We start from the raw sequence: 26,465 nt of genomic DNA, 5'->3' as shown, positions 1-26,465 counted from the left end.
GTGACGAAGGCTAACCAAAGGAGTCAAGGTCTTTAATAAACTTTACACTCCGCAGCAGTTTCCCCCGGATGCCTGAAGACCTGAAGAATCAGTCATCTATAGAGCCAAGTCTGCGTCGAGAATTGATAAGAGATATGTAGATTGCTTTTCTTGGACGGGACGGCGGCCTCAGGGCGATCGCGACCTCACTCAATCCCTCTGGAAAAGGCGGTATGATATTCAGAAATTCGTTTCGCCTTAAACCCTCAGAAAACCATAAAAAACGATAAAACAGTTATTCTGAGACAGGTAGGCGTGTACAAAGAGCGTCTTGGGAGTCAGATCAACGACAATATTGTCAGTATCAAGGTAGCCTTTTCTAACGTTACAGATACATTGATTGTGATGATGGATAGCAATGGTAAGATCACAGGTATTGATTTCCCTGCAGCGCCTGATGACCTGTCTGCTCAGCCTCTGCTTTCGCCCTCTCGGCCTTGACCTTTATGCAAGAACGGCGTAGTTCTCCTGCACCTGAATTATCTTTACAAAATACGCCCTTTTTTCGCGACTTACCCCAGGCAGTGGTGGAGAAAGCCCTAGCCCATGTAGTGACACGTCAGCATCCCGCCAACCGAGTCATCTTGCTGGAGAATGATTGGGGCACATCGGTTTACTTTATCCTCAGTGGCTGGGTCAAAATTCGCACCTACAACATTGATGGCAAAGAAGTCACCCTGAATATCCTCGGGCCCGGCGAACTCTTTGGCGAAATGGCCCCCCTAGAGGAGGTGCCCCGCTCAACGGATGTGATTACCCTAACACCGACAGTTGTGGCCAATATGCCCGCGACGGATTTTGTCAATCTTGTCAATACGGAACCTCAAGCGGGCATACGCCTCGCCAAGTTGATGGCACGACGGCTCCGGCAACTGAATCGGCGGCTGCGGCTGCGGGAATCGGATAGTATGTCACGGGTGGCGGATATTTTGCTGTTTTTGGCGGATGGTCAAGGGCGACAGGGAGCGGATGGCCTAGAAATTCCGAATCTGCCCCACCGCGAACTGAGTAGCTTAAGTGGCATGGCACGGGAGACGGTAACACGGGTGCTTGGGAAACTGGAGCGCAAGGGCATTATTCGCCGCAATCAAGAGAGCTTGTGCATTACGAATCTACGTGCCTTAGAAAGTTTACTCCTTTAGGACTAAGAACAATAATGATTGCCCTGAGGACGATGGCAGCAAGTAATGCCCAATGCTCCAGCCAATGAACACTCCTAAAATTGCCATTTGAATCAGCACTAGCATAATTTGCCAGTTGTGGTAGCCGGCGGCTTTCATTTCAATGCGCACGAGAATTTCGGTGCCAATGAGAATGGCGATCACACTAAAGACGTGAAAGGCAATAATGGCAAGGGTGACAGCCGTACTCAGCACCAGTACTGTAAAGAGACTGGGGGTGCCCACGCGCATAATTAAGCCACTAAAGATACTTTTAGGGTTGCTCTGGCGCGATCGCAACAGGCTAGAGGTGCCACCCACGACAAACACTGTCAGAATTGCTGCCAAAAAAGAGGCATAGGCTGACCACATCCAAGGATAGGCAGACAAATACCAGCCCACGAGGACGTAGCCCAGAACCACCAGCAACAGTAGAGCAAGGGGAAACTTGGTATAGTCTGGCGATGCGCTCATCGCTAACGAGGTGCAAGGTGCGTACAAATCCACTCTACGGCAGCGGCTAAATCTGCTGCAATGTAATCGGGTCGACTGGCGTGCTGGTAACTCCCCTCAAGAACGCGATCGCCAAAGCCGGTTTGTACTAAAATCCCATAGCAGCCGGCATTCCGCGCCAGATCAATATCGGTGGCTTTGTCCCCCACCATGACACTGCGGCTGAGATCTAAATCATGATCCCAAGCGGCCGCTACGAGCATTCCTGTATTGGGTTTGCGCCATGTTGTCCAACCCGCATAGTCGGCAACCACTCCCCCTTCAGGACGGCTGAGATCAGGACAGAAATAAACCGCATCCAACACCGCACCAGCACTGGCGGCTAGCAACTCCTGAAGTCTGTGGTGCAGGGCATAGACATGCTCAATGCTGTAATAATCCCGCGCCGGACCCGACTGATTGGAAGCTAAACAGCAAAACCACCCCGCATCATTGAGCCGTCGCACTGCCTGAGCCACACCGGGGATGAGCTGTAAGTCCTCAAGGCGGTGAATATAGCCCACCTCTTGGTTCAGTACGCCATCGCGATCGAGAAAGACAGCCGGTCTAGCCATGGCGAGCCGCCTCAATCACGGCTGAGACGGGAATATCGGCCATGTTGCCAGTAGGGGATTTAACGGCTCGAAAGCGCGGATCGTTGGGCAGGAGTTTGGCAGGATCCGTAGGGCCAAAAAGCGCCACAAGGGGAGTCCCCACCGCCACGCCAATGTGCATTGGGCCACTGTCGGTACAGAGAATCTGTTGTGCCTGTTGCATTAAAGCTGCCAGTTTGCGCAAGTCTGGAGGACGGCTAATCTTAATCTCCGGTAGCGCCTGTGTTAGCGCACTCACCCATGCGTGATCTTCAGGCCCACAGACCACGATAAAGGGCAGGTGCGGCTCCTGCTGTTGCAGCGTCTGGATGACTACAGCCCAAGCAGCGGGGGGGTAAATTTTGTTAATTCCCTTGGTAAGTGCCATCTGACTTGAGCCACCGTGCAAGAGGCGATACCGCCCAGTAATTCCTAGGCGTTGCTGCTCTGCAGTTGCCCATTGCCTATCTTCTTCGGCAATCACTGCCTTGGGTAGGGGACAAGGGGTAGTAATGCCAAAGGCCTTGAGCAAATCGTGGTAGGTGGCGGCGCTGTATTGATCAAGGTTGACAGGTACCGCATCGGTGAGAAACCCCAAGGGATTGAGCTTCGCAAAGCCCACGCGCTTGGGAATCCCCGTCAGCCACAGCAAAAAGCGCACCGCCTTACTGCGCCCCAAGGAGAGAATGGCGTCGTACTCCCCATCCCGCAACATACCAATCAGATTTACCCAGTCAGCCAAGGCATTGCGGTCTTTGAAGTCAAAGGGAATCACTTGGTGGACTGTAGAACTCAGTTGGTAGGCAGCAACCGCACGGGGTTCAACAACCACATCAATTTGACTATTCGGAAAGTGGGTTTTGAGGTCGTCGAGGGTAGGAAAAAACAAAATTTGATCCCCAATACCCCCTGGCACCAGCGCCACAATATTTTTCATCAGCGACCTCCAACAGCAAAAAGCCTTGAATCCAAAGCCCCATAAAAGCCACTGCGTTTCCAGAAGAAGACCACTTTGCAGGGCTTGATCCAAGACTGAGCCATTGCTGGCTGATTCAGCATAAATGGTGGATTCTGGTTGACCACAGACACATCCATAGGGCTAGATTCCTTGGGCAGTATTGAGGAGGCTTAGCTTCAATTTTAAAGGCTAGCGTCTTTTCCCAAATGTGGACATCAAAGCCCCCCTAGTTCCCTGTTGTTCTAAAAACGGGCGCCGATACCAATGCGTGCTAAGGGATAGCCTGCACTAGAAAAACTTGCCCCTGCATCAATAATCACCGGTCCGATTTGGTGGGCTATAGCCATCCCGGCTGCACTGTATCCACCGTAGGTTGCAAATCCCACATTAAATGTGGTTTGACCAGAACGTGCCGGCACAATCGGCATGAGTGCTGCTGCCGAGGCAATGCCCGCAAAAGCCTCTCCCCGTAATTGATTGATTTGAGCATCGGTGTAGGCATTCGCTGCGCCCAAGGCCACTGCTCCCATGCCGTCAACATAAGCTTTATTGACAGCATCCGTTGGATTGATGGGGGTGGCCACATTGGTAATGCGGCGTTCTGCTCCTGGGGCGCCCACAGAAACCGTGTTGGGAGCTGTTGTTACAGAGCCAGCGCCAATGGCCACACTGTTGGGATGGATGGCCTGTGCCGATGGGCCAAAGGCAATGGCATTATTGGCACCCGTCGTTGAATTGTTGCCAATGGCAATACTATTAGCACCCCCAGGGTTAGCAGCATTTCCCAAAGCAATGTTACCGCACGTTACTGTTGCGTTAGTGATTGAACAAATTCCAGTAGCAAACAGTTGGTTGATGAGGGCAGAGAGCTGACTGCCATTGATTGCATCCGTACTCGTTGGTGCAATGATGCCAGGCGCAACATTGACAACCTTGCGTTCAGCACCGGGGGCACCAACAGACACAACATTGGCCTGTGTTGTTACAGAGTTTGCCCCAATGGCCACACTGTTGGCATGTTGAACTGTGGCACCTCTACCAATGGCCACACCATCAGTAGCACCACCCACGACTTGGGCAGTCTGACCAATTGCAATACTATCAGCGGGATTTGCAGTACTTTGGTGGCCAATGGCAATACTACGAGCCCCCAGCGCTTGGTTGCCTGAACCCATTGCGGTGCTATTAGCTCCTTGGGCTTGGTTACCAGAGCCTACGGCGGTACTGTTGTCGCCAGGGTTCAGGTAGGTGTTGGTGGTGCCATCATAATTATTCCTCATCCCCACAGCGGTGGCGTTTGCTGCATTCGCTGAATTCTGCATCCCCACAGCGGTGGCGTTTGTTTGGGTGGCTTGGTTGCCCGAACCCATTGCGGTGCTGTCAAGCCCTTGGGCTAGGTTCTGCATCCCCACAGCTGTAGTGTTGTCTGCATTGGCTTGGTTCACAAACCCCATTGCGGTGCTTCTATCTCCTTGGGCAGTGTTTGCAAAGCCAACCGCGCTGCTCTGAACTCCTTGGGCGGTGTTTGCAAAGCCAACCGCGCTGCTCTGAACTCCTTGGGCGGTGTTTACAAAGCCAACCGCGCTGCTCTGAACTCCTTGGGCGGTGTTTGCAAAGCCAACCGCGCTGCTCTGAACTCCTTGGGCGGTGTTTGCAAAGCCAACTGCGCTGCTGGCATTTCCCAAGGTTTGGTTCAAAAACCCCATTGCGGTGCTTCTATCTCCTTGGGCTTGGTTGTCATACCCCATTGCGGTGCTTCTATCTCCTTGGGCTTGGTTGTCATACCCCATTGCCGTGCTTCTATCTCCTTGGGCTTGGTTGTCATACCCCATTGCCGTGCTTCTATTTCCTTGGGCTTGGTTCACATACCCCATTGCGGTGCTTCTAGTTCCTTGGGCAGTGTTTGTAAAGCCAACCGCGCTGCTCTGAAATCCTTGGGCTTGGTTACCAGAGCCTACGGCGGTGGCGTCCTGTTGAGTGGCAAAGTTCTGTCTACCCACGGCGGTGGCATTTGCTTGGGTGGCTTGGTTGCCTGAACCCATTGCGGTGCTGTCAGACCCTTGGGCAGTGTTTGTAAAGCCAACCGCGCTGCTTTGAACTCCTTGGGCTTGGTTGCCTGAACCCATTGCGGTGCTGTCAAGCCCTTGGGCTTGGTTACCAGAGCCTACGGCGGTGGCGTTTACTGCATTGGCTTGGTTCACAAACCCCACAGCTGTGGTGTTGTCTGCATTGGCTTGGTTCACAAACCCCACAGCTGTGGTGTTGTCTGCATTGGCTTGGTTCACAAACCCCATTGCGGTGCTATTAGCTCCTTGTGCGGTGTTTGCAAAGCCAACCGCGCTGCTCTGAACTCCTTGTGCAGTGTTTGCAAAGCCAACCGCACTGCTGTCATTTCCCAGAGCTTGGTTCACAAACCCCATTGCGGTGCTTCTATCTCCTTGGGCTCGGTTCTGCATCCCCACAGCGGTACTGTTGGCGCCAGGGGTAAGGTAGGTGTTGGTGGTGCCATCATAATTATTCTGCATCCCCACGGCGGTGGCATTTGCTGCATTCGCTGAATTCTGCATCCCCATCGCGGTGGCATTTACTGCATTGGCTTGGTTCACAAACCCCACAGCTGTAGTGTTGTCTGCGTTGGCTTGGTTCACAAACCCCATTGCGGTGCTATTAGCTCCTTGTGCAGTGTTTGCAAAGCCAACCGCGCTGCTCTGAACTCCTTGTGCAGTGTTTGCAAAGCCAACCGCACTGCTGTCATTTCCCAGAGCTTGGTTCGCAAACCCCATTGCGGTGCTATTAGCTCCTTGTGCGGTGTTCACAAACCCCACAGCTGTAGTGTTGTCTGCATTGGCTTGGTTCACAAACCCCATTGCGGTGCTTCTATCTCCTTGGGCTTGGTTTTGCATCCCCACGGCGGTGGCATTTACTGCATTCGCTGAATTCTGCATCCCCATTGCGGTGCTATTAGCTCCTTGGGCTCGGTTCTGCATCCCCACAGCAGTGTTGTTATCACCCTCGGCTCGGTTCTGCATGCCAATGGCGGTGTTGTTACTGCCAGTTGTATTCGTAGTGCCATCAGCAACGTTTTGATAACCGACTGCGGTATTGTTATTGCGAGCTGCGTTGGGAAAAGAACCTGATCCACTGGGTGTTCCAGTTGTGCCGACTTGATTTTGTGCTCCTAGGGCAGTGTTATTGTTGCCTTTGTCTTCATCTGGAATAGGCGCTCCAATGCCGATTGTGTTGTTAGAGCCAAAGGCATGATTCTGAGCATTAACTCTGTTAATTTGGTTATTATGACCAACAGCAGTGTTTTCGGTATTTATGTTTGGCCCAAGGTTATTGTTGCTACCGATCGCATGATTGGCGACAGTGCCACCATTTACTGTGTTGCTAATACCAACAGCAATAGACCGTTGCAAGGCAGGGAGTAAATTGTTATTTGCGCCACAAATTAGGTTTTCGTTCCCTGTACCAGTGGCAGAATTGAACAAAAAAGGAAAAGGAGGAATAGGATTCCCACAGTCTCGAGTTTGAGACAATGCAGGTGTGGTGACCAGAATAATGTGCACTGTTGTGCTAACAACACAAGCCAAAACGGGGTGTAGTCTTTTGCACATGAGGATAGGCCTCCCAAGGTTAAGGTGTAAATACAACAGTCAAGTGCTTTGTAGAATTTTGCACTTGCCTATGGGCTACTCTTTCCTTAAACTCAAAAAGACACAAGTTCTACAGTCGCTAAAAAAGCGAAAGAAAACCCTGCCTTTTTGGTATCCCCCGTTAGCTCACTACTTAGGTAACTCTAGTCAGACTTCGCTTAATTGTCAAGCTTAGTCAAGCACAATTTAGATTTTTTTCGTTTTTAATCAACCTCATCAGTTCCCGATCGCCCGTTGCAGGCGATCGCGCCATGCCAAGGCAAGGGTGAATTCTGTAAAAGGAATGCGATAACAGTCTCCTGTAAAGGTTTCTAGCACCAGTTGAATTGCTCCTTTAGAATGAGTAGTTTGTGTGTCAATTCGTTGACCGTTACACTCAATCCAAATGTTTTGAATAGTCGATAATTCACAAGTTTGCAAATGAATAATGCCCTGTTGGGTAGGGCGTCCCCACGTCAAGCGATCGCCCTGTTGACCGAGGACAGCGGCAATGTCATATTTACTGGTTTCAAAATTTTTTGCCCACTGGCGATAGTGTTCCACCTTCCGGTACTCGACCCAGCCCAACCGTGCCAGCACGATAAAAATAGCCAATAGGGGTAACCAGAGCAGACCGTGACTCATCGATTCACCAATAACTGCCGCCGCAAGACATCGAGGGCATTCATAGCACTGAGATGCCGCACCCAATCCCGTCCCCGTTGACCACTAAAGCGAGATTCACGGGTCATGACCTCGCCATTGGGCAGTGCCACGCCAATATACACCAATCCCACTGGCTTACTGAGCGTCGCGCCGCCGGGGCCAGCAATCCCGGTAATACTGACGCCCCAGTCACTGCCTAAACGCGTTTTCACTCCTAGAGCCATCTGGGCAGCCACCACGGCACTCACGGCACCTTCTTGCTCTAAGTCCTCAGGATTGACCCCCAGTAGAGTTACCTTGACATCATTGGCGTAGGCAATTACGCCCCCCTTAAACGAGAGGGAACTCCCCGGCAAACGGGTTAGCATCTCCCCAAGGCCACCGCCGGTGCAGGACTCTGCCACTGCCACTGTTTGCTGTCGTTCCTGAAGCAGCCGCGCCACCGCACTGGCAAGGGTATCCTCATCCGCACCGTAGCAATCTAGGCCGACAATTTGGCGGATTTCTGCTTCAACGGGTTGAATCAATTGCTGGGCCTCCGCTTCATCTTTGGCACGGACGGTAATGCGGAGGCGGGTTTCCCCATTGCTGGCATAGGGCGCCACCGTGGGATGCTCACGGGCAATTTGGGCAGCCACTTTTTCCGCAAGTACCGATTCAGGGATGCCCCAGAAACGCAGCACACGGCTGTAAATCACCTCTTTTCCCCAGCCCTGGGACCGCAAAAAGGGCACCGCAGTTTCTTGCCACATCTGCTTCATTTCGGCGGGAACACCGGGAAAGGTGAGAATTGTCAGACCCGTGCGCGGCTGCCAAATCATACCGGGGGCACTGCCAATCGGGTTGGGCAAAATCTGGGCGCCCGCAGGCAGGAGCGCCTGTTTACGGTTACTGGGACTAAAGCCGCCGCGATGGGCATACTTGCGTTCTAGGTCAGTAATAATTTCCGGGCGTTCTTCAAGGGGGGCTTGAAAGAAATCCGCTAGGGTTTCCGTTGTCAGGTCATCGGGCGTGGGGCCAAGGCCACCCGTGAAAATCAATAGGCGGGCGCGATCGCAGGCAATAGCGACGACTTTCTTAATCCGCGTGGGATTGTCGCCAACGACAGTTTGGTAATAGTGGGGAATACCCAAGCTCGCCAGTTGTTGCGCTAAAAACTGGGCATTGCTGTTGAGAATTTCCCCCAGCAGCAATTCTGTGCCCACGCAAATAATCTCTGCGCTCATTGTTTCAGTCATCTTCGTTGTTGCGCACCCGTTCCCATACATACCAAGCGGCAAAGCCCATCAAAAGGGAGGCAGCCACGGCATAGCCCCATCCCCCCGGCAAACCAGCCAAGGCCAAGGCCAGACTCCCCACCCATAGCGTTAGGCAATAGATAAACAGCACCGTCATCCGCTGAGAAAGACCAGCCTTGAGCAAGCGATGGTGCAGATGACCCTTATCGGGGGCAAAGGGAGACTGCCCTTTCAGGAGGCGGTTAAAAACAACGGTTGAGGTGTCCACAATAGGCACAGCCAGAATCAATAGGGGCAGCAAAATTGCCACCGCTGTGTAAGCCTTCACAAGGCCAATCACCCCCAAACCTGCAAGGGTAAAACCCATGAAGTAGGCGCCGCCATCGCCCATGAAAATTTGGGCAGGATTGAAGTTATAGCGTAGAAACCCCAAGGCACCTCCTGCCAAGGCAGCTGCCAATAGTCCTGCCTCCGGCTCCCCCATCAGCATACAGACAAACAGCATTGCTGAGGCAGCAATCCCCGACACCCCTGCTGCTAGCCCATCTACCCCATCAATGAAGTTAATGGCATTGGCAATGCCCACTAGCCACACTGTGGTCAAGGGCAAACTGAGCCAGCCGAGGTCAACAGTTCCCACCAAAGGCACTGTGATAATGCGAATTTTGACCCCCACCGCCCAGACAATACCCGCCACCAGAAATTGCAGGACAAGGCGTAGAAGCGCTGGTAAAGTCAGCAGATCATCCGCTAGGCCAATGAGGAAAAAGGCCACCCCGCCAAGAGTGACCCCCCAAATTTCATACTCCGCTGGCTGGGGTAAAACACCAAATCCGCCGGCATTCCAGACAATCAGCAGTGCCACCAGATTACCAAGAAAAATGGAGACGCCACCGAGGCGCACCATTGGGCGGGTGTGAATTTTGCGTTCATTAGGTCTATCCACAAACCCTGCCTTCTGGCCAAAGTCATTGACAATGGGGGTGACCAACAGAACAACGGCAATGGCAGCAAGGAAGGCAATCAGGTGGTACAGCATCTGATTAGACCATTGGCAGGATTCCCCCTCAGGCTAGCACTGGTTGCGGCAATTGCAAGTGGGGATAGAGGGGAAATTGAGCACAGAGGGCAGCCACCCGCTCGCGGCAGCGGTTTTTAATCACCTCATCCTCGGGGGCATGCAGGCGATCGCTAATAATTTCGGCGATTTCCGTAAACTCAGCCTCAGTGAAGCCACGGGTTGTCAACGCTGGGGTTCCTAACCGCAGACCACTGGTGACAAAGGGAGAGGCAGGGTCAAAGGGAATCGTATTTTTATTGGTGGTGATATTGATTTCCCCCATCAGGCGATCGGCCTCTTTGCCCGTTAGATTTACCGATCGCAGGTCAATCAGCATCAAGTGGTTATCGGTGCCCCCAGAGACAAGGCGCAGTTGTCGCGCTTGCAGCCCCGCAGCGAGGGCTTGGGCATTGCGGATCACTTGGCCAGAATAGGCTTTAAACTCGGGCTTAAGGGCTTCACCAAAGGCCACCGCCTTAGCGGCAATAACGTGCTCCAATGGCCCCCCTTGGGTACCGGGAAAGACGGCTTTATCGAACTTTTTGCCCAACTCTTCATCACGGGTAAGAATCAGGCCGCCGCGAGGGCCGCGCAGGGTTTTATGGGTGGTGGTGGTGACCACATCGCAAAGGGGCACCGGATTGGGATGGTGACCTGTGGCAACCAAACCGGCAATGTGGGCAATATCGGCCATGAGGTAGGCCCCCACTTCATCGGCAATTTGGCGAAACTCGGCAAAGGGAATGACGCGTGGATAGGCGGAATAGCCGCAGATGATCAGCTTAGGACGGTGCTGCCGCGCCAAATCCCGCACCTGGTTCATATCGAGGCGTTCTGTTTCAGGATGGACACCGTAGTGAACGACGTTAAACCATTTACCAGAAACGTTGACGGGGGAACCGTGGGTGAGATGGCCACCGTGGGACAAGTCCATCCCCATAATCGTGTCGCCGGGATTGAGCAGTGCCAAAAAGACGGCAAAATTGGCTTGGGCACCGGAGTGGGGTTGCACATTGGCGTGGGCGGCGGCAAAGAGTTCCTTGGCGCGATCGATGGCCAGTTGCTCTACTTCATCCACAAATTCGCAGCCACCGTAGTAGCGTTTACCGGGCAATCCCTCGGCATATTTGTTGGTGAGAACTGTGCCTTGAGCGGCCATCACCGCAGGAGAAGTAAAGTTTTCGCTGGCAATCAGTTCAAGGTGTTGCTGCTGCCGCTGGATTTCCCGCTGTACCATTTCAGCGACCAAGGGATCCGTTTGCGCAAGCCAATCAATATGGGTCATTTTATTGTCGATGGAGGGAGATGAACTGCCTTACTATCTTATCGCGGATCGCTGCCTGAGCCTTGGTTAGTTGCTCAGTTGCACGTTCCAGAGTCGGGAGGTTTCGAGGCGATCTAGCCACGTTTCGTAGAATGCCCGATTGGCGGCTTGCTCTTGGGGGTCAGTGGTCGTCCAAGGATAGGGGGCAAGGGCGGTGATTGCCGCTGTGGTGACGCAAAACATTGATTTTTGGAAGGTTTGGCAAATTTTCACGCGCAGATCGTCTTCCCCTCGGCCTTGGCGACGATAGAACTCTAAAAGATAGGGAGGGAGATAGTGGCGCATATCCTGCATGAGCAGTGTGGGAGGAATACCAGCCGCACCCGTGGGAATGGGATCCGCAAACAGGGCGCCATAGCCAAATTCGGCTTGATCGCGGGAAATTTGTTGCGCTTGGGCATTGAAGGAAATGAGGCCAAAGAAGGGGGTACCCCGCAGGAACACCGCTTCGACATAGGGAATGGCGGTGTCAGCTAAAAAGGTAAGACCAGCGCTAGCCGGCAGAATATCGTAAGTTTGGCCGTGAATGGTAACGCTGTAGGTAATGGGGCGATCGGCAGCCGCAATCAGTCCCGCGCGAATATGATCTACGACATCGGGAATGCTGCGAATCTCACCCGCATCGTAGCAATCGCTCAAGGTGAGAAAGATGGGATACATCACCGTCCAAAACTGCCCCAAGCCACTGTAGTAGCAAAGCATCCGCACTGTTTCCAGCAAAAACTCTGGAAAAAGCTGGTTCACGAATTGCATCAGGGGATTGCCCCGCAGTTTAGCGGCGATCGCCTTGGCCGCCAATTGCCGAAATTCTGCCGAATCAAGGAAGGCATCAAGACCGCCGCCCCCATGCCACATCATGGCACGCATACAGTATTCGGCGTATTCGTAGTTAATGCGGTCGTGCCACCAGTGGCGCAGCAGCTTGGGAATGGTAATCTCACCGTTGAAGTATTTGAAAAAGGGAAAGAGCACCAGAAACTGCCGCTGACTAATGTCACAAAGATTTTCGGCATAGGCCTTGAGCACCACCCCATAGCTTTTGAGGATGCCCACCACTTCCATCACATGGGTTGGCGTATCCGGTAACAGGGCTTGACCATTCAGCAACCGCTCTAGGATGGCGGTACGCAGTTCTTGATGCAGGGAGGTTGGAGCAGCAGTAATCAGGGTCATGGTACGGGCAGCGTAGCAACAGCAGTGGTGAGAAGGCTAACGGTGGTTTCACTCCAATGGATCAGCCAGTTAGGAACAATCCCTAAGATCAAGATTAGCGTGGCTAATAGGAGGCTCGGCAGGCGATCGCCCCACGCCACGGGCGGCAAATCCGTCAATTCATTGGGCAAACGACCAAAAAAGACGCGGTTCACCAGCAAGAGAAAATACACTGCCGTTAAGCCCGTCCCCACCATACACAGGAGTGTTTGCACTGGGAAGGTGAGGAAACTACTGCGGAAGATCAGGAACTCCGCCACAAAGCCCACCATGCCGGGGATACCGCCACTGGCCATGACACCGACAATCATCAGGCTACCAATCAGGGGCAACCCCCGCTCAGGGTTCAGCAATCCCCGCAGTACCTCAATGTTGCGGCTGCCAGTTTTTTCATAGACAACCCCCACCAGCAAAAAGAGGAGGGCGGAAATTAAGCCGTGGCTCATCATTTGGGCAATAGCCGCCAAAATACTCAAGGGAGTGGCAGTGGCAGTGGCCAAGAGAACAAACCCCATGTGCCCAATGGAACTGTAGGCCACCATTTTTTTCATATCCGTTTGGGCGATCGCCATTAGGGAACCGTAGAGGACACTGACTACCGCCCAAGTGGCCAACCCCGGCGCCAAAACTTGCCATGCCTGCGGGAATAACTGCACGCCAAAGCGCACTAGCCCATAGGTACCCAATTTCAGGAGTACCCCCGCCAGCAGCACAGAAATCGGCGTGGAAGCTTCAACGTGGGCATCGGGTAACCACGTATGGAAGGGCACGAGGGGAATCTTGATGCCAAAGCCCACCAAAATCAGCCCTAGCAAAACCAGCTGTGAACTGAGGGGCAGGGGGGTGGATAACTGGGGGTCAAAGTCAAAGGAGGGGGCATGGGCAAGCCACACCAGTCCTAGGAATCCGGCTAGAAGCAGCACCCCAGAAATGGCCGTGTAAATTAAAAACTTGGTGGCCGCATAACTGCGCCGTGCCCCACCCCAAATCGCAATCAGAAGGTAGAGGGGAATCAACTCCAATTCATAGAAGAGGAAAAAGAGCAGCAAATTATCGGCCAAAAAAGCGCCACTGACACCCGCATTCAACAGCAGTACCAGCGGGTAATACAACCGCGGACGGGGCAGATTGACAGAAGTGGCCAAGAGGGCAATCAGCGTCAGGAAGTTATTTAAGACCAATAGCGGCAGCGACAGGCCATCCACGCTCAGGCGATAGCTCAAGCCCAGTGGCTCCAACCAAGGAATCACCTCGGTTAATTGCGGTGCTGCATTGGCGGGGTCAAATAGACGGGCGATCGCGAGACTGACGACAAGGGCGATCGCCATCACGACAGCGGCTAAACTGCGGTAGGTGCGTCCCAGACTTTCAGCGGGTAACAGGCTGAGGGCAAGGGCACCGAGTAAGGGCACCCAGAGAAGGAAACTTAACAGCGGCATTACAGTAGTAGCCATGCGATCGCCCCCCCAAGAATTGCCACACCAATAAACACCAGCAGCAAATAGGCTTGGGATTGACCACTGGCACTGTACTTGAGCAACTCACCCCCCACAAGGGATGCCACACCCGTTGTATTCACAATGCGATCCACAACGTGGCGATCCACCCAAGCGCTGAACTGCGAGAGCGATCGCACTGCCCAAACCACGGTATAGCGATAGAGTTCCTCAATGTAAAGATCGTAGGCTAACAGATCCTGCACAAAGCGCAAGGGCACCTTGATCGGACGTGTCCACTGGCGCTTGAGGGTGACAAAACCCCCAAGGAGAATTCCAGTGCATCCTGACACCACAAGCAGAACCACAATCCACCAATCAATCGTTGTCGGTAACAACTGCACCCGCTGCAAGATAAAGGGCACCAGCACATTCAAAATACTCAGGGTGACCATTGGCACTGCCAGCGGCCAAGGCACTTCAGGGGCACGGCGGGTTTTGGGTTGAGCAGGCCCTAAGAAGACCAAGCGAAAGACACGGGTGAGGTTGACCGCCGTTAGGGTATTAACCAGCAAAATCAGCCCCACCAAGCCAAGCTGGGTTTGCCAGTAATAGTCAATGCCGCGATAAAACGACCAAAAGGCACCCAAGGGTAGACAGCCAATTAGGGAGAGACCGCCGATCACAAAGGCTGAACTTGTGGCTGGCATCCGTCCGCCTAAGCCCCCCAATTCCGTCAAATCCTGACAGTTAGTGGTCATAATCACACTGCCAATACTCATAAACAGCAGTGCCTTGGCGATCGCGTGGGTGAGCAATACAAACAGGGCAAAATCTGTCCAGTTGGTGCCGACACCAATAAACACCAACCCCAGATAGGCGCTCGTCGAGTGGGACAGTGCCCGTTTAATGTCAATTTGGGCAATGGAAACAAGGGATTCACTGATGGCTGTGACTGCCCCAATCAGGATCAGCGCAATGTTTGCCCCCGGGCAGGCCACCAGAATCGGCTGTAGCTTAATGAGAATATAGGCACCCGCCGCCACCACCACTGAGTTGCGCATAATCGAAGCGGGGTTGGGCCCTTCCATCGCTTCATCGAGCCACAGGTGCAAAGGCACTTGAGCACATTTACCCGTGGGACCTGCAATCAAGGCTAAGCCCAGTAAAAAGCCCCAACCGTCTGGTAAATTGGCGTCTTCTGCCCATTGGTAGAGATTGGGAAAATCATAACTCCCCGCAAGGCTGCCGACAGCGACTACCCCCATGAGGAGTAAGATATCCCCCACCCGTTTGGTGAGAAAGGCATCCCGTGCTGCTTTGACCACAAGGGGCTGAGCATACCAGAAGCCAATCAGCAAATAGGTCGAGAGGGTCAGCATCTCCAACAGGCCATAGCTCAGGAGCAGCGAGTTACTGATCGCAATGCCACTGAGGGCCGCCTCAAAAAAGCCCATTAAGGCAAAGAAGCGGGCCATACCCCAGTCCTTTTCGAGATAACCCAGGGCAAAAATCTGGGCGAGGATACTCAGGCCCGTCACCAACTCCATAGCCCCCGTGGTGACACTGTTGATGAGCAATGAAAACGAGAGATCGAGTCCCGGTGCCTGTAGCCAATGCCAAACAATCGTTGCGGTGGCGCCACTGCGAGTTTGTTGCAACAGGAAAAAGCCATGCACAAAAGCAACAATCGTCATCAGCAGATTGAAGTAGGCTGCGGGTCGAGGCCCGGTGCGCCGCACAACACCGGTGGCCCAAGGCAACGTCAGGGCTGCACCCACTAAGCCATAACAGGGCACCCACCAACTGGTTTCTAACAGTGAATTTGGCATGGCAAAAATGAACCTTGGCGGTTGAGGACGTTTGCAATACTGCTCTCTTCGTGTATTTTACAGGCTGGGGTTCCGCAGCAGTTTTGAGCCAAATCAATCATGGAGCAAGGATTCACTCTAGGGAAGGTTGAGCAATGGGGGCGATCGCCCTTCCTCGCTATTGTCCTAGCGGTAACGTTTTTTGCCGCCCCACCCGCCCCAGCTCAAACGATTAGCCAGCGGGGAATGGTGACAGCAGCTCAACCCGCAGCAGCAAAAATAGGAAGAGACATCCTCAAGGCAGGGGGCAATGCCGTGGATGCAGCCGTGGCAACCGCATTCATGATCGCCGTCGTTGAACCCTATGCCGCTGGGATTGGTGGCGGTGGCTTTGCCCTTGTGTATCACGCCCAATCTCAAACCCTGCGTGCCCTTGATTTTCGGGAGCGTGCCTCCCTGCAAGCGACACCAACGATGTATCTCAACGCGAAGGGAGAGGTGATTCCCCGCGCCAGTTTGGATGGAGTCTTGGCCGCAGGCACCCCCGGCACCGTTGCTGGCTTAGCCGCTTTGCACCAGCGCTATGGTCAACTGCCTTGGTCGCAGGTGGTGGCACCCGCCATTCAGGCTGCCCAACAGGGGTTTGCGGTTACCCCACGTTATCAGCAGTGGGCAACGATGCGCCAAGCCGTTCTGCAGCACGATGCTACCGCCGCGCGCATTTTCCTCAGGGATGGCCAAGTTCCCCCCTTGGGCACGGTGATTCAACAGCTAGAGTTAGCAAAAACCTTGGGGGCGATCGCCCGCGATCCGCGCAGCTTTTATGAGGGTTGGATTGCCAGAGCGATTGCCGAGTTTATGGCGCAGCAAGGGGGCAAGATCACCCTAGAGGATTTACGAACCTATACCCCCGTTTGGCGAGAGCCAATTTGTGGCACCTATCGTGCGTTTCAGGTCTGTTCGATGCCACTCCCCTCTGCTGGTGGCGTTGCCCTTGTGCAAATGCTCAACCTCTGGCAACTGTTGCCCCCTGCTTCTACCCCCAGCGATCGCGGTCACTACCTAGCCAGCGTCATGCAAATTGCCTACGCCGATCGCGCCCGTTACCTCGGGGATAGTGACTTTGTGCCGGTGCCGGTCACGGCCCTCACCCATCCTCGCTATGCCCAACAGCGGGTTAGCGAAATTCTTCCCCGTCGTGCCCGTCCCCAACGTGCTGTGAGTGCCGCAACCCCAATCCAACTTGCAGAGTCAGACAACACCAGTCACCTGAATGTTGTCGATGCCCAAAGAAATGCCGTTAGCCTAACCTTTACGATCAATGGTCCCTTTGGGGCGGGTGTGGTGGTGCCGCAAACGGGGATTCTCCTCAACAATGAAATGGATGATTTTGCCATTGCCCCCAATCAACCCAACCTCTTTGGTGTGGTTGGTATTCAATCAGAAAACGCCCCCCTAGCCAATGGCATCGAACCGGGCAAGCGTCCCCTTTCGAGCATGAGTCCAACAATTGTGCTAAAGGATCATCGCCTCAATATGGTTTTAGGCTCCCCCGGCGGCAGTCGCATTATTACAACTGTGCTGCAACTGTTTCTGAACGTCGTTGATTTAGGGCAGGATGCCGCCACCGCCGTTGCCCGTCCCCGCATTCATCAGCAGTGGGCGCCGGATACCCTCTTTGTCGAGCCAACGATTCCAAGTTCTTGGATTCAAACGTGGCAGCAGTGGGGCTATCGGGTAGAACAAAGCCGCCCTTGGGGGAATGCCAGCTTAATTCGCGTTTTGGATCAGGGACAATTGGAAGGGGCAGCGGATCCTCGGGGGGAAGGAGCTGCCATGGGTTGGTAGAGGAGAAATATGGCACAGGTGAGTATGGCCGCCTTAGTCGCCGCAGTGCGAGCGGGCCATTGGTTGATTAGTTTTCCCACCGATACGGTGCCCGCCTTGGCCAGTCGGTGCGATCGCGGGGAATTGATCTATGCTGCCAAGGAGCGCCAACTGGCTAAACCCTTGATCCTCATGGGTGCCAATCCTGAGCAACTCTGGCCCTTTGTGCGCGGTAGTGCGGCTGAATGGGAGCAGTGGTCTGCCATGGCGGCGCGTTATTGGCCGGGAGCCGTGACCTTGGTGTTGCCCGCTGCTGAACTTCCTGCGGGTTTGAACCCCCTAGGTACAGGCACGATTGGCTTGCGGGTTCCCGATTGGCCGCCTGCCCAAGCCCTCCTCGAGCAAACAGGACCATTGGCCACCACCAGTATTAACCGTTCAGGTCAGCCGCCACTCATTGAATGGGGGGCGATCGCCTGTGAGTTTCCCCAAGTGCTGACGCTCCACCCGTGGCAGTTACCCCTTACCCCCCCAGAACCTTCAACCGTCGTGCAATGGCAATCGGGGGAATGGTACGTCCTGCGCCAAGGGCGAGTGCAGATTAAAACACCCTAATACTGGGAATCAATTTCCCCAGAGGCGACCCGTTCGAGGAGTTCCTGTAAAATTTTTTCCTCTTCTTCGGAAATTTGGCCATCGGAAAGCACTGCGTCAATAATTTGGCCATGCTCTTCGAGGGTAAGAATTTTATCTTCTAGGGCTTTTTCCACTAGAGCTTTAATTTGGGCTGTATCCATACTGCGACTCCACGTCGTCACTGCCAGTATAGCCTTGATGCCATGAGTATGCTTCAGAACGCTGAAGTTTTTTACTTCGTGGCAGGAAAGTCGGGATCAAAGAGTTGCCCCAGTGTATAGGGGCAGGTTTCAGGGAGATCTGAGTAGTCCAAGGGGGTTTCACGCACCACTAAATCTTTGCCAGATTCATAGGCCTCAGCGATCGCCTGGGGTAAGTAGGGTTGCAGGCTGGGGTTTTGATGGATCAGTTTCTGCACAGCTCGCCGTTGTTCGCGAATGGTTGCTCGCCAGCTTTTACTGCGTTTTTGCGGCTGATAGTCCCACTTCAGGAGATGTCCAATGAGAATCCCGAGGCGATTTTCTAGCTCCCGACGCTCCTGCCGTCCCAAGGCTTCGATTTCCTCTACTAGGTGGGCAATATCAAGATGGCCAAAGTCGCCTGCCTTGAGCAACTTCGCCTGCTCTAGGGTCCAAGCATAAAAGTCCGTGTCATACAGAGGAGAGGTCATGGCCTTTGATGGTGAACTATTCCGTGGGATACAAATCTCGCGGGAAGTCTGGGTCAAGCAATTGTTCTAGGGTATAGGGACAGGTTGGGGGTAAATCTGGATAGTCTAGGGGCGTTTCCAAGCACACTAAGTCGAGTCCTGCCAAATAGGCTTTGGCGATCGCCTTCGTTAGATAAGACTGAAGGCTAGGATTTTCCTCCAATAAATCCTTAATCTCGCGTCGTTGCATCTGAATCGTGACTCGCCAACTTTTGCTGCGTCTTTCTGGCTGATACTCCCACTTCAGCAAATGCCCAATCAAAACACCGAGGCGATTTTTTAGTTCTTGCCGCTCCTGCCGTCCCAAGGCTTCGATTTCCTCTACTAGGTGGGCAATATCAAGATGGCCAAAGTCGCCTGCCTTGAGTAACTTCGCCTGCTCTAGGGTCCAAGCATAAAAGTCGCTTTCATAAAGATTGCTTTGCATGATTTTTGATGAGCAGATCCCCTCCAGCTGCATTTTAGATAATGTACGCCGCAAAAAATTGCCCCAAGCTAGGACTAGCACTCACCAGTGTATGGAAGATGCGACTGCCGGCTTCCTGCCCCGGCTGAATGGGAAACATTCTTTGCCAAGGTTCTGGCGGGTCTAACCATTGCCAGTGGGCACCAGCAGCATGGACAATCGGCCAAGCGGGGGCAACATCCCAAATGCGAGGTGTGCGCTCCACAGCACCGAGGGTATAACCCGCAGCAACGGTCAGCAAGTTGTAACTGGCGGCTCCTAACATGCGAATTTTGCAGGGGAAGGAGCGCTTGAGCACATCGGTACTGCGGGCACAAAGACTAAAAAACGTCTGCAACGTTGGCTCACTGACCTTAACGCGAATGGGTTTCTCATTCAAATAGGCACCGTTGGCATGGTCAGGGGCTTGATAGAAGCCATGAAACGTCTGCTGAAAGCCGGGAACGTGCACATAGCCAAATACGGGTGTGCCTTGGTAGAGCAGACTGAGGGCAATACACCAAATGGGCAAACCATGACTGTAGTTAGTCGTGCCATCAATGGGATCAATGATCCAACACCACTGTTCACCACCGTAGGTATGGTTGCCCTCTTCACTCAGACAGCCGTGGTGGGGAAAGCGTTGTTGCAGCATTTCGGTGATTTTCTGATCGGCCCAAAGGTCGGCGCGGGTAACAAGGCTGCCATCGGCTTTACGATCGCTGGGGGATTGCCCTGCCCACTCCAGCAAACGGGGAGCAACCACCTGTTGAATCTGTTGACAGGTTTCCAGCACCTCAGACCAAAACCCTGAGTTCATTGGCTGTCTCCCACCGCGATACAATGAGCACGTCTGATCCTATACCCACTGGTCAATATCCGTCCCGACTCCCCATGGCACAAACACTGGTCGTCAAAATTGGCACATCGAGCTTAACGGGGGGTAAAGAAGGAAATCTGGCCTTGGCCACCATTGCCCAATTAGTGGAGGTGCTGTGTCACTGTCAACGGCGGGGCGATCGCGTGGTACTCGTCTCCTCTGGGGCGGTGGGTGTGGGTGCTGTGCGCTTGGGCTTAACAGAGCGTCCCCAACAATTAGCCCAAAAACAGGCGGTGGCAGCAGTGGGGCAGGGACACCTAATGCGCATGTACGATGATCTTTTTTCAGTCCTGCGCCAGCCGATTGCCCAAATCCTCGTGACGCGGCAAAATTTTGTGGATCGCCAGAGCTACCTGAATATCTACAACACGTTCCAGGCGCTGTTTGAACTGGGCGTCATCCCCATTGTCAATGAAAACGATACGGTGGCGGTGGATGAACTCAAGTTTGGCGACAATGATACTCTCTCAGCCCTTGTGGCGAGCCTTGTAGAAGCCGATTGGTTATTTTTGCTCACGGATGTCGATCGCCTCTACTCAGCAGATCCGCGCATTGATAAAACAGCCGTTCCCATTGAGCGGGTGGTCTCCTTAGCCGAGTTAGCCCAAACGATTCAAATTGGTGCTGCTGGCTCCCCTTGGGGTACCGGGGGCATGGCCACCAAAATTCGGGCTGCCGAGATTGCCACCGAAGCTGGCGTACGCACTGTCATTACCGATGGGCGATCGCCCACCAACCTGCTAAAAATCCTTGCGGGTGAGCCCTTGGGCACCCACTTTGAACCTCGTCCCAAAACCATCAATGCCCGCAAACGCTGGATTGCTCGTGCCCTCATTCCCAAAGGCGAGTTGTGGCTCGATGAGGGTGCCGTTAAGGCCATTACTGTGGGTGGCAAGTCTCTTTTGGCAGCAGGCATCACCCGTGTTGCAGGGGAGTTTCAAGCCCAAGATGCCGTGAAGCTCTGTGACCCCACAGGCACTGAAATTGCCCGTGGCCTTGTCAACTACAACAGTGAAGAAATCCGGCGTGTGCAGGGGCAACAATCTACGGAATTGGCCAACATCCTCGGCTATGCCGCTGCCGATACAATTGTCCACCGCGACAACCTAGTCGTGACACTGTGAGGGTGTTCTATCCTCAAGCACAGGATGATAGCCAACCAGTGCGGTAAAATTACTCACTAACTGTGACGGTTTATGCAGCGATTGGGGGTAGGTTTTGCATCTGGCATAGCCACACCAAGGAGGGCGTATTAGGACAGTACCTGATTGGCGGAAAAAGTATGGTTCAGTTCCACATCCAACCAGATAGCGAAATTCCTGCTTCAACTCAGCTCTTTAATCAAATTAGTTTTGCGATCGCTGCACGGCAATTTCCGCCGGGGTATCGCTTGCCCAGTACGCGGCAGCTGGCCATGCAAACTGGATTGCACCGCAACACGATCAGCAAAGTTTACGAACGCCTTGAAGCTGCTGGTTTAGTCGTGCCCCAAGTGGGGTCGGGCATCTATGTGCGTGCCCTCGGCCAAGAGGAAACCCGTCCTCGCCAACGCCGACCCGCTGTTGTGCCTGTGCACCGCATTGTTCAGGAAAGCGTTGATACCCTCCTCGAAATGGGCTATTCCCTAAGTCAAATTCGCGAGTTATTCCTTGCGGAGATTGATGCCCGCCAAAAAGCCGGGGTGAGGGTTTTGGTGACGGTGCCCCGCCACGATCAAGGGGCTGGCGAACTGATTGTTCAGGAACTGCAACAACTGCTGCCGATTCCCGTCGAGCTGATTTTTCTTGAAGACTTAGAAACCGTCCTTGATGGCGATACCTCTGCAACTGTCGTTACCGTGCGCTATTTTGCCAGCATGACGGAAGCCATCACCCGCGATAAGGACGTGCGAGTATTTTTCATCGACATCTACAACTACCAGCGGGAACTGGAAGTGGTACGGCAATTGCCGAAAGGCTCCTGCTTGGGGTTGGTCAGCCTCAGTTCCGGTACCCTTGGTGTCGCAGAGGTGATGATCCACAGTTTGCGGGGGGATGAGCTACTCTTGGTGACGGCTCAAGCCAACGATAGCTATAAGCTCAATGCCTTGGTGCACCGTGCCCATACGATCATTAGCGATCGCGCCAGTGGGGAACGGGTCAAAGCAGCCATTGCGGCGGCCCGCCATGAGTTGATTCGCATCCCCCGTCTCATTTGCTGCGAAAGCTACATTGATCCGCAGTCGGTCGAACTGCTGAAACGGGAAATTGGTCTGACGGAAGATCTCCCCCTCGAAGCTAAAGCCTCTTGACTCAGGGATTGAGATCATTCAGGCTATGGGACAATTGCACGGTGATTGCCTGGTTTTTTGCTTGATTGTGCATTGCATCCAGTTGTAGGTTCGTAAGATAACCTAAGCCAGCGGCTAGACCACAGTACAGGAGGCCGACGGCACTGAGTTTTGGCCAATGCAAGCTCATAAAACGCCACATGAGTTGACTCCTCGTTGACAGAACCACACCACATAAATCAAGACCCCTGCTGCCAGCCCAAAACCCAGCCCTCTTCACAGGGATGGAACACAGTTAAAACGATGAAAGTCTCTATAGGAGAGAAGCCCCCTTTGTGTCCCCCATGTTTTAGAACAGGACTGTACCTAGGAAATCTCTGGAGAACTTCCTAAGCAAGGGAACGCGGTTTGCGAGTAGGGGTCACACCTAAAAAGTTATTTCCAATTCTACTGATTGCGCTAAGAACCGTACTAAGCGTGTTACAGTTATTAAATTTTATGAAATATGCAGCAAAGTCCTGAATTTGTAAGGACTTGAGAAAGATTAAAGAAGTCTTCTAAAATCATCTAGAAAATGTTAATTATTTTTTTATTTTGGCTCAGCCAGCAAGCGTGGATACCCTGCCTTTGGTACGCATTGTGCTCGTTGAACCCCAAGGGGAGATCAATGTCGGCAGCATTGCCCGGGTGATGAAAAATATGGGGTTACAGCAGTTGTGGATTGTCAGTCCCCGCTGTGATCCCAAGGGAGAGCTAGCCCGTCGCTGGGCGGTTCATGCAGAGGATGTGCTCCAGCAAGCCAGAATGACGGACTCCCTCGCAACGGCACTGGCGGATTGTCAGCGGGTCTTTGCCACGGTGGGGCGAGATGTGGCGGATTTGGCGTTACCTCTGTGGACACCGCGTCAGGCGGCACCGCAACTGTTGGCTGTCCCGCAGTCGGCACTGGTCTTTGGTCGCGAGGATCGGGGACTCACGAATGCAGAATTGGAGTGTGCCCATGGTTTGGTGCAGATTCCTACGGCTAATGCTTATCCATCTTTGAATCTGGCGCAAGCTGTTGCCGTATGCTGCTATGAGTTGTGGTTGACGGCCTGCGACAGCGCGGGAACTTTTTCCCAAGGGTCTGCCGTCCCCTTTGAGCAGTTGCAGGGGTTTTATGACCATTTAGAGCAGGTGCTGCTCCAGATTGGTTTTTTGTATCCCCATACCGCTGCTAGTCGTATGGCCAAGGTGCGATCGCTCCTCGGGCGCGCCTACCCCACGGCTGCCGAAGTGGCGCTGTTGCGGGGCATGGTTCGTCAGGTGGAGTGGGCAATTCAGCACGCAGCCACGATTGCTTCGGACACCTTCCCTCTACAGTAAATGGCATGGTTGCTCAGTCGCGTTCAATGGTTCCGTCCTCTACTCTTTCCTCACTGTCTCGTCCAGCACCGCTTCCTAGCCCAACGCCTCCCCGTCCCAATTTGTTCTTAATGACTTTTCGCTTTGGCGTCAGTGTGGTTGCCCTTGCCACCATAGTAGGCACACTGTTGTCGGTGTTGCAGCCTGAAAAACTGTCCCTAGAGACCACGGCCAGTCAGGCGATCGTCCCCGAAGCACCAATCCCCAACTTGCCCCCAGAACGTCCCCTGACAAACCTGCAACAGCAAATTCAGCAATTGGTGAGCCGTCAACCCAATCTGGCCGCGGGGCTGTACTTTTTTAACCTCGACTCCGGGGCATCTCTGAATGTAGGCGGCGATGCGGTCTTTCCAGCGGCCTCTACGATTAAATTTCCCATCCTTGTTGCCTTTTTCAAGGCGGTGGATGAGGGACGAGTCACGCTCCATGAACGCCTGACGATGCGCCCCGATCTGATTGCTTCTGAGGCGGGCACATTGCAATACCAAAAGCCGAATTCCCAGTACCCCGCCCTTGAGGTGGCCGATTTAATGATTACCATTAGCGACAACACGGCAACGAATATGATTATTGATCGCCTTGGGGGCGCAGCCGTGCTCAACCAACAGTTTCAGGAATGGGGCTTAGAAAATACGGTGATCAACAATCTGCTACCGGATATGAAGGGCACCAACACCACTAGCCCCCGCGACTTGGCAACGCTGATGCTGAAAATTGGTCAGGGGGAAATTGTCTCCCCCCGTAGTCGCGATCGCCTGCTGGACATTATGCGGCGCACGGTCACTAATACCCTCTTGCCCGCTGGTCTTGGCAAAGGGGCCACCATTGCCCACAAAACTGGCGATATTGGTATTGTGGTGGGAGATGCGGGCATGGTGGATATGCCCAATGGCCAACGCTATGTGGCAGCAATGATGGTGAAACGCCCCTACAATGATCCCCGAGGTAGTGAACTCATTCGCCAAGTCTCGCGCATGGCCTACCAAGCCTTCGAGAAACTTCCCCCTCCTCAGCCCTAGATGTCGCAGCCACTCCTGACCTTAGAGAATGTGTGCCGCTACTTTGGCGGCCTCAAGGCGGTTGATCGCGTGTCCTTTAGCGTGGCAACGGGGGAGATTTTTGGCATTATTGGCCCCAATGGCGCTGGTAAAACCACCCTTTTTAACCTGCTGACGGGGTTAATTCCTCTCACCTCAGGAGAAATTCAGTTTCAGCAGCAGCCCCTGCACCTGCTTAAGCCCCACCAGATTGCTGGGTTGGGCATTGCTCGCACCTTTCAAAATATTCGCCTCTTTCCAGAGATGAGTGTTTGGGAGAATGTGCGCATGGGACAGCATCTCCATGCCCCTGCCAGTTTTTGGGCAAACCTCTGGGGAGCAGCCCCTGGACGGTATGCTCAGGAGCGCTTGGAAAACCGCGCCAAGGAACTTCTCTACTGGGTGAATCTCTATGAGCGGCGCCACGAGCGGGCAGGCAACTTACCCTATGGTGAACAACGCCGCCTTGAACTGGCGCGTGCCTTGGCACTGCAACCCCGCCTGCTCTTGTTAGATGAACCCGCTGCGGGTATGAACCCCAAGGAAAAGCAAGACCTCTGTGAGTTAATTCGCCGCCTCAAGGAGACCTTTGACCTGACGGTGATTCTCATTGAGCACCATGTGCCCTTGGTGATGAGTTTGTGCGATCGCTTGGCAGTATTGGACTTTGGTCAACTCATTGCTCTGGGCGATCCCCTGACGGTTAAAAATGATCCCAAGGTGATTGAGGCCTATCTTGGCGGTGATGTTTAGAGCTACAGATCGCTACTTCCAAGGACGCACGGCAATTCTTGCCACCAAGCATGGCAAAGAGCAGGCGATCGCTCCGGTGCTGGCTCGCTTAGGGGTAACGGTAGTTGTGGCCTCAGATTTTGATAGCGATCGCTTTGGGACGTTTAGCCGTGAAATTCCCCGCTGTGGCACCCAAGAAGAGGCGGCTCTCGCCAAGGCAGAAGCAGTGCTGGCACAAACGGACGCAGACTTAGTGGTTGCCAGTGAGGGGAGCTTTGGCCCCCATCCGCAATTTCCGATGCTTCCGAGCGATCGCGAACTCATCCTGCTTGTGGATCGCCGCCATGACCTTGTCTTGCGGGGGGAAGTGCTCTCCCTAGAAACGAACTTTAACCATGCCACCGTGAGCAATCTTGAAGAGGCCTTGGCCTTTGCCGAGCGGGTGGGCTTTCCAGAACATGGTTTGATTGCGATGGCGCAGGCGGATCCTCTACCCAATACGCCAATTTTCAAAGGAATTCAAAGCGAGGAACAGTTGCAAAGGGCGATCGCCACCCTGCAAACCGATCGCCCCACCATTCACCTTGAAACCGATATGCGGGCCCACATGAACCCGACGCGCATGCAGGTGATTGCTCAAGCGGCTGCTGACCTCGTTCAAGCAATGGCTCAGGGCTGTCCTCAGTGTGGTTGGCCGGGGTTTGTGGCTCGTGAGAAACTGCCGGGGCTACCCTGTGAACGGTGTGGCGCACCCACCAGCGCCATCAAAGCCAGCTGTTACCACTGTCAACGCTGTTTGCACCAACTCACAGTACCGGTTCCTGAAACCGTTGCCGATCCCAGTCAATGCTACTTCTGCAACCCCTAGGCAACGACAAAGACTTGGTATAATCCCTTGTACA

The 26,465-nt window shown here is 53.7% G+C and carries 24 protein-coding genes; 9 read left to right on the top strand and 15 right to left on the bottom strand.

Annotation, left to right across the window (positions count from 1 at the left end):
* The first annotated feature begins 485 nt into the window (after positions 1-485).
* Positions 486-1,181, top strand: coding sequence for a Crp/Fnr family transcriptional regulator (locus tag RHP47_RS04100; protein ID WP_310841104.1), 696 nt, complete (start codon positions 486-488; stop codon positions 1,179-1,181).
* On the opposite strand, the gene RHP47_RS04095 is transcribed toward RHP47_RS04100, so the two are convergent.
* From RHP47_RS04095 to RHP47_RS04045, 11 genes are all read right to left on the bottom strand, one after another.
* A complete protein-coding gene (locus RHP47_RS04095) occupies positions 1,170-1,673 on the bottom strand; it encodes a hypothetical protein (protein ID WP_310841103.1) in 504 nt (167 codons plus the stop codon). The two genes, RHP47_RS04100 and RHP47_RS04095, sit on opposite strands and share 12 nt — an antisense overlap.
* Positions 1,674-1,675: 2 nt before the next feature.
* Positions 1,676-2,266 (bottom strand): HAD family hydrolase, encoded by a 591-nt coding sequence (locus RHP47_RS04090; RefSeq protein ID WP_286626716.1) that lies wholly within the window; start codon positions 2,264-2,266, stop codon positions 1,676-1,678.
* Entirely contained in the window at positions 2,259-3,221 is a 963-nt protein-coding gene (locus RHP47_RS04085) for a glycosyltransferase family 9 protein (protein WP_310841101.1), read from the bottom strand. The genes RHP47_RS04090 and RHP47_RS04085 overlap by 8 nt, the downstream gene beginning before the upstream one ends.
* Positions 3,222-3,484: 263 nt before the next feature.
* Positions 3,485-6,193, bottom strand: a complete 2,709-nt coding sequence (locus RHP47_RS04080) for a hypothetical protein (RefSeq protein ID WP_310841099.1) — start codon at positions 6,191-6,193, stop codon at positions 3,485-3,487.
* Positions 6,194-7,114: 921 nt separating this feature from the next.
* On the bottom strand, positions 7,115-7,522 hold the full coding sequence (locus RHP47_RS04075; RefSeq protein ID WP_149818418.1) for a hypothetical protein: 408 nt from the start codon (positions 7,520-7,522) through the stop codon (positions 7,115-7,117).
* Positions 7,519-8,769, bottom strand: coding sequence for a competence/damage-inducible protein A (locus tag RHP47_RS04070; RefSeq protein WP_315863455.1), 1,251 nt, complete (start codon positions 8,767-8,769; stop codon positions 7,519-7,521). Before RHP47_RS04070 ends, RHP47_RS04075 begins: the two co-directional genes overlap by 4 nt.
* Positions 8,770-8,773: 4 nt before the next feature.
* Positions 8,774-9,820, bottom strand: a complete 1,047-nt coding sequence (locus tag RHP47_RS04065) for a glycosyltransferase family 4 protein (RefSeq protein ID WP_149818414.1) — start codon at positions 9,818-9,820, stop codon at positions 8,774-8,776.
* Positions 9,821-9,848: 28 nt separating this feature from the next.
* On the bottom strand, positions 9,849-11,126 hold the full coding sequence (gene glyA, locus RHP47_RS04060) for a serine hydroxymethyltransferase (RefSeq protein WP_286626709.1): 1,278 nt from the start codon (positions 11,124-11,126) through the stop codon (positions 9,849-9,851).
* A 66-nt stretch (positions 11,127-11,192) separates the two neighbouring features.
* The gene (locus RHP47_RS04055) at positions 11,193-12,338 is read right to left on the bottom strand and encodes a CO2 hydration protein (RefSeq protein WP_149818410.1); all 1,146 of its coding nucleotides are present in this window, start codon (positions 12,336-12,338) and stop codon (positions 11,193-11,195) included.
* Positions 12,335-13,831, bottom strand: coding sequence for an NADH-quinone oxidoreductase subunit M (locus RHP47_RS04050; RefSeq protein WP_310841095.1), 1,497 nt, complete (start codon positions 13,829-13,831; stop codon positions 12,335-12,337). The genes RHP47_RS04055 and RHP47_RS04050 overlap by 4 nt, the downstream gene beginning before the upstream one ends.
* On the bottom strand, positions 13,816-15,645 hold the full coding sequence (locus tag RHP47_RS04045; protein ID WP_302679881.1) for an NAD(P)H-quinone oxidoreductase subunit F: 1,830 nt from the start codon (positions 15,643-15,645) through the stop codon (positions 13,816-13,818). The genes RHP47_RS04050 and RHP47_RS04045 overlap by 16 nt, the downstream gene beginning before the upstream one ends.
* A gap of 99 nt (positions 15,646-15,744) precedes the next feature.
* On the opposite strand from RHP47_RS04045, the gene ggt reads away from it, so the two are divergent.
* The gene (gene ggt, locus RHP47_RS04040) at positions 15,745-17,472 is read left to right on the top strand and encodes a gamma-glutamyltransferase (RefSeq protein WP_310841092.1); all 1,728 of its coding nucleotides are present in this window, start codon (positions 15,745-15,747) and stop codon (positions 17,470-17,472) included.
* 9 nt (positions 17,473-17,481) lie between these two features.
* Positions 17,482-18,066: an L-threonylcarbamoyladenylate synthase gene (locus tag RHP47_RS04035; RefSeq protein WP_286649900.1), complete on the top strand. Its 585-nt coding sequence runs from the start codon at positions 17,482-17,484 to the stop codon at positions 18,064-18,066.
* On the opposite strand, the gene RHP47_RS04030 is transcribed toward RHP47_RS04035, so the two are convergent.
* The 4 genes from RHP47_RS04030 to RHP47_RS04015 form a co-directional block, all read right to left on the bottom strand.
* Positions 18,063-18,248 carry a hypothetical protein gene (locus RHP47_RS04030; protein WP_011057956.1) on the bottom strand — a complete coding sequence of 62 codons (186 nt, stop codon included), beginning with the start codon at positions 18,246-18,248 and terminating at the stop codon, positions 18,063-18,065. The two genes, RHP47_RS04035 and RHP47_RS04030, sit on opposite strands and share 4 nt — an antisense overlap.
* Positions 18,249-18,319: 71 nt before the next feature.
* Positions 18,320-18,757, bottom strand: coding sequence for a DUF29 domain-containing protein (locus RHP47_RS04025; RefSeq protein ID WP_149818398.1), 438 nt, complete (start codon positions 18,755-18,757; stop codon positions 18,320-18,322).
* A gap of 16 nt (positions 18,758-18,773) precedes the next feature.
* Positions 18,774-19,223, bottom strand: a complete 450-nt coding sequence (locus tag RHP47_RS04020) for a DUF29 domain-containing protein (protein ID WP_310841090.1) — start codon at positions 19,221-19,223, stop codon at positions 18,774-18,776.
* 34 nt (positions 19,224-19,257) lie between these two features.
* A complete protein-coding gene (locus tag RHP47_RS04015; RefSeq protein WP_302679878.1) occupies positions 19,258-20,061 on the bottom strand; it encodes an inositol monophosphatase family protein in 804 nt (267 codons plus the stop codon).
* Between the two features lie 74 nt (positions 20,062-20,135).
* Between RHP47_RS04015 and proB the strand changes: the two genes are divergently transcribed.
* The 6 genes from proB (at position 20,136) to RHP47_RS03985 (ending at position 26,431) form a co-directional block, all read left to right on the top strand.
* Positions 20,136-21,245: a glutamate 5-kinase gene (gene proB, locus RHP47_RS04010; protein WP_302679877.1), complete on the top strand. Its 1,110-nt coding sequence runs from the start codon at positions 20,136-20,138 to the stop codon at positions 21,243-21,245.
* A 158-nt stretch (positions 21,246-21,403) separates the two neighbouring features.
* Positions 21,404-22,411: a GntR family transcriptional regulator gene (locus RHP47_RS04005; RefSeq protein ID WP_190278210.1), complete on the top strand. Its 1,008-nt coding sequence runs from the start codon at positions 21,404-21,406 to the stop codon at positions 22,409-22,411.
* Positions 22,412-23,002: 591 nt separating this feature from the next.
* The gene (locus RHP47_RS04000; RefSeq protein WP_310841088.1) at positions 23,003-23,755 is read left to right on the top strand and encodes an RNA methyltransferase; all 753 of its coding nucleotides are present in this window, start codon (positions 23,003-23,005) and stop codon (positions 23,753-23,755) included.
* Positions 23,756-23,865: 110 nt separating this feature from the next.
* Positions 23,866-24,813, top strand: a complete 948-nt coding sequence (locus RHP47_RS03995) for a serine hydrolase (RefSeq protein WP_310841086.1) — start codon at positions 23,866-23,868, stop codon at positions 24,811-24,813.
* A complete protein-coding gene (locus RHP47_RS03990) occupies positions 24,814-25,584 on the top strand; it encodes an ABC transporter ATP-binding protein (RefSeq protein ID WP_310841085.1) in 771 nt (256 codons plus the stop codon).
* Positions 25,577-26,431 carry a DUF6671 family protein gene (locus tag RHP47_RS03985; RefSeq protein ID WP_286626695.1) on the top strand — a complete coding sequence of 285 codons (855 nt, stop codon included), beginning with the start codon at positions 25,577-25,579 and terminating at the stop codon, positions 26,429-26,431. Before RHP47_RS03990 ends, RHP47_RS03985 begins: the two co-directional genes overlap by 8 nt.
* The last annotated feature ends 34 nt before the right edge of the window (positions 26,432-26,465 follow it).

The sequence above is a fragment of the Thermosynechococcus sp. QKsg1 genome, from assembly GCF_031586415.1.
GTDB lineage: Bacteria > Cyanobacteriota > Cyanobacteriia > Thermosynechococcales > Thermosynechococcaceae > Thermosynechococcus.
This window is presented reverse-complemented; position numbering and strand designations above follow the sequence as displayed.